Source organism: Nitrobacter winogradskyi (genome assembly GCF_006539545.1).
Classification (GTDB): Bacteria; Pseudomonadota; Alphaproteobacteria; order Rhizobiales; family Xanthobacteraceae; genus Nitrobacter; species Nitrobacter winogradskyi_A.
On the sequence record NZ_BJNF01000093.1, the window covers coordinates 19,952 to 29,098 of the forward strand.

General features: G+C 58.6%; 3 protein-coding genes. 2 read left to right on the plus strand and 1 reads right to left on the minus strand.

Annotation, left to right across the window (positions count from 1 at the left end):
* Positions 1-2 precede the first annotated feature (2 nt).
* On the plus strand, positions 3-6,815 hold the full coding sequence (locus NWI01_RS15945) for a non-ribosomal peptide synthetase (RefSeq protein ID WP_141384960.1): 6,813 nt from the start codon (positions 3-5) through the stop codon (positions 6,813-6,815).
* 22 nt (positions 6,816-6,837) lie between these two features.
* The gene (locus NWI01_RS15950; RefSeq protein WP_181410535.1) at positions 6,838-7,995 is read left to right on the plus strand and encodes a thioesterase domain-containing protein; all 1,158 of its coding nucleotides are present in this window, start codon (positions 6,838-6,840) and stop codon (positions 7,993-7,995) included.
* Here NWI01_RS15950 and NWI01_RS15955 read toward each other — a convergent pair.
* Positions 7,963-8,979, minus strand: a complete 1,017-nt coding sequence (locus NWI01_RS15955) for an ABC transporter substrate-binding protein (protein WP_181410536.1) — start codon at positions 8,977-8,979, stop codon at positions 7,963-7,965. The genes NWI01_RS15950 and NWI01_RS15955 overlap by 33 nt on opposite strands.
* Positions 8,980-9,147: the final 168 nt, after the last annotated feature.

Here is a 9,147-nt window from a genome sequence, read left to right on the forward strand (position 1 = left end):
CCATGACCGCAGCGAATTCGGACATCATCCGCACGCTTCTGAAGCTTCCTGAGGATCAGCGCCGCAAGGCGTTTCAGCAGTTTCACGAGCGGGGGATCGATCCGCGTCAGTTTCCTCTTCCCTCACTTGGGCCTCGTAGCACAGCGAGACTCTCACATTCGCAGGAGCGGCTGTGGTTCTTGTGGAATCTTGCGCCGGATAGTTCGGCCTACAACATATCAAATACGGTGGAATTTCGCGGCGCCCTCGATGAGGACGCGATGGAGCGCGCGTTCCAGCTAATCATCGATCGTCATGAGATATTGCGGACGAACTTCATACAAGGGCCGGACGGCCACGGATTGCAGCATATTCATGCAAGCCGCCGTATAGAGGTGGAGCGTGTTGATTTCTCAGGTCTGGATCCCTCACTCCGGCATAAGAATTCTCACGGCATCGTTGAGCAGCAGGCGACGGCGCCGTTTGATCTTCAGTCGGGGCGTTTGCTACGGCTTTGCCTCGTCCGGCAAGGCGATCACCTGCATACACTGATCGTGACCATGCACCACATCATTTCGGATGCCTGGTCGTCGAGCATTTTGATCAACGAGTTTCTTGCGGCCTATGATGCAATCGTCAAGCATCATGACGTCGTGCTGCCGGTGCTTGCGATTCAATATTCTGATTACGCCGATTGGCAGCGGGCTTGGCTCGACGGAGGAGAGTCGGAGCGCCAGCTTGAATACTGGAAAGGCAAGCTCGGCAGCGATGATCCCGTTCTCGAATTTCCCGCCGACCGAGCGCGCAGCGAGATCACGGCCTATCGGGGCGCCGTTCACAGATTCATGCTGGACAAGGAAGTTTTTACGGTCTTGAAGTGCGTGGCGAATGCCAACGGTGCAACCCCGTTCATGCTGCTTCTCGCTGCGTTCAAGTTGTTGCTGTATCGGCAAGCTGGCAACACGGACGTTCGGGTCGGCGTTCCGATTGCAAATCGGGACCGCGTTGAGACGGAGTCGCTGATCGGTTTCTTCGTGAACACGCAGGTCCTGAGTACCGCATTGTCCGGCGATCTCACCTTGAGTGAGTTGATCGCGCGTGTCCGGCGCACGGTGCTGGACGCGCAGGCGCATCCGGATTTGCCTTTCGAGCAGCTCGTCGAGGCGCTGAATGCCAGCCGCGACGCACGGCATCATCCGCTGTTCCAGGTTATGTTCAGCCATCAGCGGCAGGAACCGGCTCTCCTGCGTCGCAATCTCTCTGATCTGGAGATCGAGCTTGGGCACGTCAACAACCGCGCCGCCAAATTCGAGCTGAGCCTCGATGTGGTCGAGCGTGGAGACACGCTTTCGTGTTCTTTTACGTACGCCGCCGATTTGTTCGAGCGAACGCGCATCGAGAGATTGGCTGAGCAGTGGGTATCGATTGTCGAAACAATCGCGCGGGGCGTGGAGTCTCGAATCGGCGAAATTGACCTGTTCACGGCCGCAGAGCAGGCGGACCTGCTTCACCTTGGCAGCGGTTCTGAGCGCCCGGTCTGTTCTCGCTGTCTTCACGAAATCATTGAATCCCATGCTTTTCACAATCCGTCCGCCGTCGCGATCGAGTTCGATGGAGCATCCCTGACCTACGGCGAACTGGATGCGCGGGCGAGTGCTTTGGCGAAATCCTTGCGATTCCGCGGTGTGGGTCCCGAAACCTTTGTCGGACTTGCGACAGAGCGTTCCCCGGACATGCTGGTCGGTGTGCTGGGCATCCTGAAGGCCGGCGGCGCCTACGTTCCTCTCGATCCGGCACATCCGGCCGAACGGCTTTCCTATATGATCGCCGCGTCGTCTGCGAGGCTCGTGCTCACGCAACAAAGTCTTGTCGATCACCTCAAGGCAGCCGCGGATATTTCCGGCGTGGAGCTTTGGTGTTTTGACAGAGAATCGACCGATACCATCGGTGCGCCTCTTCCGGCTAATGAGGTGGGTGCCGAGAACGTTGCCTATTGCATCTTTACGTCGGGTACGACCGGGCAGCCAAAAGGCGTCATGATCAGACACGCCGGCCTTATGAACTATCTTGAGGCCAGTCTGTCTTCATACTCGCTGGCGGGAACTGGGAGCGCGGTCCATTCTTCTATCGGCTTCGATGCGACGATTACCAGTCTCCTGCTTCCGATGCTCGCCGGGCAGACGGTTATTCTTCTGCCTGAGAGGGATGACATTGAAGCTCTTGGACAAATTCTGGCCTCCGAGCGCAGGCTCAGCCTGATCAAAGTCACACCTTCGCATCTGTCGATGCTGGCGGCATTACAAGTAGGTCCGTTTTGCCCTCCGAGCTGTATCGTTGTCGGTGGCGAGGCGCTTCCGGCCGGGATAATCGAGCCGTGGCTGGATGGAAGGTCATTGGTTGTCAATGAATATGGCCCGACAGAGACGGTCGTGGGATGCTGTATTCAAATACTGGATCGCGGCGTGCGCGCTCAAGCGGACGGCACGATGCCGATCGGGCGACCGATCTGGAACACGCAGCTTCTCGTTCTTGATCGCGATCTCAACATCGCACCGAGCGGCGTGAGCGGAGAGATTTATATCGGCGGAACAGGTCTCGCACGTGGTTATGCAGGTCAGCCCGCCTTAACAGCAGATCGATTCATCCCTAATCCGTTTTGCCGCGTTCCGGGGGAACGACTGTACCGAACCGGCGATCTGGGTCGATGGCGTCCGGATGGTTCGCTGGAGTACCTCGGTCGCACCGATGCGCAGGTGAAGATCCGCGGCTTCCGGATCGAACTTGGCGAGATCGAGGTCCGGTTGCTGACCCATCCGGACGTCCAGAATGCCGTAGTGGCTGTGCACGAGGTCGCCTCGGTCAAACAGCTTGTCGCCTACATCGTGCCGTTAGAAGCAGAACGGTGGAGGAACGGAAGTGATGCGCAAAGCTTGTTCTTCGACAACCTAACGGCGCATCTTCGCTCCGTGCTGCCGGCCTATATGATACCGACGCGCTTCGTCCTATTGGATGCAGTCCCTTTGACGTCAAACGGCAAGGCCGATCGTCGAGCGCTGCCATCCCCCGATGCATCCTCTGAACGTAGGGTGGTGGCCCCGCGAACGCCGCTCGAGGAGAAATTCTTCGATATCTGGACGGGCGTTCTGGGCATTTCGAATTTTGGGATCACTGACAACTTCTTTGAACTTGGCGGCGACTCTATCCTCAGCCTCCAGATTGTCGGGCGCGCGCGAGGTGCGGGAATCGCAATCACGCCGAAGCAATTGTTCGAATGGCAGACGATTGAAGAGCTTGCGGCCGTCGCTGTAACCGTCGTCACGGATGACAATTGGAAGGGGCCAAGCGATGCCGCCGCGCGTGATCTCCTCACGCCGGAGGACGTGCCTCTGGCCTGCCTGACGCAGTTGCAGATCGACGCGCTTCCGATTCCTGCCGGCGGTATCGAAGACATTTATCCGCTTTCACCGATGCAGGACGGTCTGCTGTTCCATGCGATACATGAGCCGGAAGCCGGACATTACGTCAACCAACTACGTGTGACGATCGACGACCTGGACGTCCCGCGTATGCGGGCGGCCTGGGAATTTACGACAGCACGCCATGCTATCCTCCGCACCAGCTTCATTTGGAATGGCGATGTCGAGATACCGCTGCAGATCGTCCACAAGAGTGTTACGCCGTTGATCGCGGAGCTTGACTGGCGTGATCGCCCCGATCCCGACTCTCTTGATGACCTCGCTGTCGCAGATCGCAAGCGTGGTTTTGATCTCTCCTGCGCGCCCTTGCAACGTGTCACGCTGGTTCGTCTCGGCGGTCAGCGATATCACCTGATCTGGACCCATCATCACCTGTTGATGGACGGATGGAGCACGGCAAGGCAGATCGAGGAAATCTTCGCTCATTATCTCGGAGAAGAGCCGGCGTCGTCCGTGAGGCCTTATCGCGACTACATTGCGTGGCTACGCCGCCAGGATCGACACGCAAGCGAACGATTCTGGAAGGAGATGCTGGGAGGGCTCGACGAGCCGACCTTGCTCGCCGATGGCTTTGGACGCTTGCATCGGGACGCAGAAACCGTGCCGGCGTCGCACGGCACGATCGCGGCCAGAGTAGCCGCCGATCAGTTGATGCAAATGGAACGATTCGCTCAAAGAGAGCGGGTGACTCTCAACACGCTGCTTCAGGGCGCGTTGTGCCTGCTTCTGCGGACCTATAGTGGCCGGTCGACCGTGAGTTTTGGTTCGACAGTCGCCGGTCGTCCGGCTGATCTGCCGGGCTCCGAGGGTATGTTGGGACTATTCATCAACACGCTTCCCGTGATCCACACGGTAAAGCCGGCAGAGAGTGTAGGAGAGTGGCTCCGCACGCTACAAGACGAGAACTTGAGGATGCGCGAGCATGAGCACGTGCCGCTCTACGATATTCAGCGCTGGGCAGGAAGCCCCGGACAACCTCTGTTCGACACGATTCTTGTCTTTGAGAATTACCCGCTAGACCGTGCATTGCGTGCCAGATCCCATTCCCGGCTTGGTATCGAAAATCCGGTGACCGTGGAGCCGACGCACTATCCGCTCACGGTCGTGGTAAGGACGGGCGAGGGGCTTGAAGTCGCCTTGTCATATCAGCAGGCGGCGTTCGACCGATGTCGAATGGAGCAGCTTCAGGCCCATCTGCTGAAGCTGCTGGGCGATCTGGTGGTATCGTCCGAGCGGCCCGTCATGGAGATTTCGCCGTTTCTCCCCGGTGAGCGGTCGCGTCTTGCCGGAAGCTGGCCACGTGGGCCAGTCGATGCGCCTGACGCCCGTTGTCTGCACGAACTTATCGAGGCGCAGGCGAGGTTGCACCGCGACGACATCGCTGTGATGAGCCAAGATGAATCGCTGACCTATGGTATACTTGACGCGCGCGCGAACCAACTCGCACATTATCTTCGCAACCACGGCGTCGGGCCGGACGTCCTTGTCGGCATCTGCATCCCGCGCTCGCCGGACATGATCATCGGCCTTTTGGCAATCCTGAAAGCGGGCGGGGCTTATGTGCCGCTGGATCCGGGCTACCCGCCGGAGCGACTCTCGTTCATGATTCAGGATGCGGGTGTTGAACTGGTTCTCACCAGCGATGCATTGACGAAGAGCCTACGTCTGTTGCCTTGCTTTTGTAACCAGGCGGCACATCCCGCCATGTTGTGTCTGGACGGGGAGTGGCCGCGTATCGCCGAACACCCGACCTCCCTTCCGCCGCGATCGGCGGCTCCCGACAACCTTGCCTACTGCATCTATACGTCGGGCTCGACCGGTTACCCGAAAGGAGTGGCAGTCACCCACCGGGCGATCGTTAACCACGAACGGTGGCTGATCGAATATCTCGGACTGTCGCCTGGCGATCGGATTCTCCAGCATACTTCCATCAGCTTTGATGCCTCGATCTTCGAGTATTGGAGCCCGCTCCTTGCCGGCGCGCAGTGCGTGCTTTCGCGAGCCTCTGCGCGCGACAACGCGCTGCATCTGCTGGAGGACATCGCGCAGCACAAGATTACGTTCTTTCAGTCCGTCCCTTCGCTGGTCGCAGTTCTGCTGGAGGGGGACGAAAAAAATGCGCTATCGCTCTTGCGTGGGTTCTACCTGGGCGGCGAGGCGCTGCCTCGTGGCTTGCGTGACCGTGTCCTGGCCCGGTATCCGGGGTGCCTATACAATTCATATGGCCCGACGGAAGCCGCAGTTGATGCAAGTGCGTCATGCTGTGAACGCGCGGCGGATGACGTGGTGTCGATCGGCCGTCCGATCAGGAACACGCAACTCTATGTTCTCGGCCCCGACATGGATTGCGTGCCCGAGGGTGTGATCGGAGAACTTTACATTGGTGGCCGCGGACTCGCACGCGGTTATCTGAACCGAGCGGGTCTCACCGCGCAATCATTCGTTCCACATCCCTACGCGACCGAGCCGGGTGAGCGTTTGTACAGGACCGGCGACCTGGTTTGCTGGCTCGCCGACGGCGAGATTGAATATATCGGCAGGCGCGACCACCAGATCAAGATTCGGGGCCATCGAATAGAACTGGGCGAAATCGAAGCGGTCCTCGCAGCCGATGAAAATGTGCGCGCCGCCGCCGTGTCGGCGTGCAACACCCATGGCACGACACGGCTTGTCGCATATGTGGTGCCCCGGCACGGGTCTGTCTCGAACGATTTTGTCGATCGTTTGATGGCGCATCTGGCGGCGCGTCTGCCAGACTATATGCGTCCGTCGTCGGTCACTCTCATTGACAAAATTCCGTTGACGCCAGCCGGGAAGGTTAACCGGAAGGCGCTCCCGGCGCTGGAGGTGACGCCGAGCCGGCCTGCTTTGCCGCAAGGCGATGTCGAGCAGATTCTGAGCGCGGTTTGGCAAGATGTTCTGCGGACGAACGAGGTGGGCGTAACCGACAACTTCTTCACGCTGGGCGGCGATTCCATTCTGTCGCTGCAAATCGTCGTGCGGGCGCGCAAGGCCGGCTTGCTGGTGACCCCGAAGCAGATTTTCGAGAAGCAGACAATCCGTGAGCTGGCAATTGTCGCGCAGCATCTTGCCGCAACCCCTGTGACGACAGCAGAACCGGAGATTTCGGGATCGACCGAACTGACGCCGATCCAGAAACGTTTCTTTCAAGAGGAGATTCCGCATCGAGATCGCTGGAATCAGTCGGTATTGCTCGACGTTCATGTCCCGCTGGATGTGCGAGCCATGGAACTGGCCCTGATGGCGGTGGTCAGGCATCACGACGCCTCGGACGAAGCTTCCCGAATACATGATTCCAAGACATATCCTCAGGTTGGATTCGTTGCCGCTATCCCCTAACGGAAAGCTTGATCGGCAAGCATTGCCCGCGATCGATCTAGTAACGAAGGACTACGTGGCGCCGAGCAACGAAATCGAACGGCGGCTCGTCGGGATATGGCAGGATCTCCTGAAGCTCGATCAAGTAGGTGTAACTGACAATTTCTTCGAATTGGGCGGTGATTCCATTCTTGCAATGATGCTGGTTGCATGCGCCGGTCAGGCTGGAATCGAAGGGATGACGACCGGGGTTGTCCTGACGCATCAGTCCATCCGGGAGTTGGCGGCGGCCACTTCTCAGAAGAGCATTGGCGCAGCGGTCGTGCTACGCCGGACGGGAGACCGGCCACCGATCCTTTGCCTGCATCCGTTCCAGGGCCGGGTCGATTCCTACGTTCCTGTTGCGAAGCAGGTTCTCATTCGTCATCCGGTTATCGGATTTGAAGCACGATGGCTTAGAGACCCTCTGTTCCTCGAACAGTCCGTGGAGTCCGTTGTGTCGGAGTACGCCGAGTATGTCAGATCGCGCGTCGACACGTCGTCGGGGTGCTTCGTCATCGGCTGGTCATGGGGCGGATTGCTTGCATATGAACTCGCGGCGCAACTTGATGCCTCCCGGATACCCGTTCATTTTGCGGGTGTCGTCGATGTCTACGACCTGTCGACGCAAGTCGACAGCTATGTCGCAAAGCGCGCTCAACGGGACGAGCAGAATGCGTCTGAAGCGTTCTTTGAGCATATCGGCGCTTCGCAGTTTCATCTATTGTGGGTTTCGTTGCTTGAAAGACTATCGGAGTATGAACGCTCGGTGCTGTTGTTATATTACGCCGAGACCAAATCCCATTGGACAGCGACGAGGACAGACGACATTTGGTCCAGTCACGAATACCGTACAATCGTCCTGTTCAATCGAATTCACATTACGCGGCGCTACACTCTCAAACCATCGACGTTGACCGTCAAACCGTGGTCCGCGGCTGACTCCGGAGGCGCGTCAGGTGCGGTGGACTGGACATGCTATTCATCTGCGACATTGCCCACGACCGTGATCAGAAACGCTTCTCATAGTACTGTGATCCGGTCCCCCGAATTTTTTGAGAGCCTGCGCCTCGAAATTGATGAAGCGTTGTCTGCAGCCTCGGGCGGAGTTCGGGCCGGCCATAGCCCTCTAGTTCCCGAGCCGACTTTGTCCAGCCCCTAAGAACCGTGCATATCCGGCCGATGTCTTGTTTTCCTCTTCACGAAGCGCCCATGCGAGATCGGTATCGCTCAAGTCGTAGTCGTAGACGTTGGCGTATGTTGTCGTATAGCTCTCGCGCGTGTGTTCCTCGCTGCCTTCTGAACGAAAGACGTCGATGAGCCATTGCGCCAACAGCGGCTCATCAACCGGAGCGTTGTAGGTCGACCTTGTCGGCATTGTGTAAACCCGTCTCTGGCGAACCGCGCGAAGCGCGCTCCAAATGCGATTGTCATAAAACTCCTCCGGAGAGGCTCCACCTGGCGTGTTCAAAAGCAGAACGACATCCGGGTCGTAGTTGAAGATCTGTTCGGCATCGGCGGGGCCATCCGCGGGCGACGCGGCGACATTTACTGCCCCGACAAGTTTCAGGAGACGGTTCAGGTAGAAGCGCCGGCCGCCAACCCGCCAGTGCCCGCGTATGGGAATGACCACGATCACGCGCAAGGGCCGTGTCGCTGCATGTTCCGTTGCGATTGCCTTCATCCTGCTATGATAGGAATCGATCAGGAAATCACTTCGGGCCTGCTTGCGTAAAACCTCCCCTAAAAGCTGCCACGTCTCATTGAGAGCGGCGCCGACCTCAGCGCCCGGCTGGCGAACCTGCAGGATGTTCGGGAAGCCGATCTGCCTCAGATTGCCAAGAATGCCGCGCCACGCGATGACGGTGTCGGCGTTCAAGGCCATGATTCCCTCAGGATCAGGGATTGTGCTGTTTCCTGCTGCGGAAATCGAGGAGAGAGCAGGGAAGACCTTGCTGATAAGACTCTCTCGAACCCCGAGACGCAGATAGTCGGGCGCCGCGATAACGCGGCCGGCGCTTTCGTCAATGGTCGCGAGCGCCTCCAGAACAGACGCATAAGACACGATGCGATGCGGCGCGGTGACGGATGATAATCCGGAATCGTCACGCGCAACATGCGGCGCACTCGCAATCGGTGGGCGCAACGCTATCCCCAGCGCGATAAGCGGGATGACACCCAAGAGTAATGGGAAAAGCTTCATGCCCGGCATCTTACCCCGCGGCGCGGCGTCTGGCGAGAACGCCCGAGGCCATTGACGCCTAAGGCGGTCGCAACAACCAAAGTCGGGTCTGCCGTCGTTAGCGCCTCTCTA